This window comes from Escherichia sp. KCJ4928 (genome assembly GCF_004352695.1).
Classification (GTDB): domain Bacteria; phylum Pseudomonadota; class Gammaproteobacteria; order Enterobacterales; family Enterobacteriaceae; genus ECMA0423.
The window spans coordinates 1-627 of record NZ_SJWV01000542.1; the positions used below are offsets into that span (position 1 = coordinate 1).

The window sequence follows — 627 nt, forward strand, 5'->3', positions numbered from 1 at the left end:
TATTTATACCTGACTTAATTTGCTCTAGTACCCTCTGTATTTGTTCATCATTTAACACAGGTGGGCGACCAAATCGCTTTCCTGCGCCCCGTGCTCTTAATATCCCTGAATGAGTACGCTCAAGTAAAAGGTCTCGCTCAAATTCAGCGACTGCTGAAATTACTTGCATCATCATTTTTCCAGGTGGACTGGTCAGGTCAACGCCCCCCAATGCTAAGCAATGCACTTTGATACCTGCTTTGGTCAGTTGTTCCACCGTTTTACTGATATCCATTGGATTACAACCGAGGCGATCCAGTTTTGTGACAATCAATGCATCACCTCTTTTCAGTCGATCAAGCAACTGGTTAAAACCAGGACGCTCACTGGTTGCTGCTGAGCCGCTAATTTGTTCTTCAATTATTTGCTGAGATTTGATGTTAAAACCTGCACTTTCGATTTCCCGACGTTGATTTTTGGTTGTTTGTTCCAGAGTTGATACCCGACAGTAAGCATAAATTCGAGACATAGTGAGATCTTCTATACGAAATTGGTGTACATATCATAATGCATCTCAGAAAATAATTTTGATTATTTTTGTACATATTTGTATGTACACGTTCGAAAATAAACGAATGCGTATGCAAC

The 627-nt window shown here is 40.5% G+C and carries 1 protein-coding gene; it reads right to left on the reverse strand.

All coding sequences use genetic code 11. The features are described from left to right. A partial coding sequence (locus E0D98_RS25440) for a recombinase family protein (protein WP_131891474.1) occupies positions 1 to 508 on the reverse strand: 508 nt, incomplete at its 3' end. Between the last annotated feature and the right edge of the window lie 119 nt (positions 509 to 627).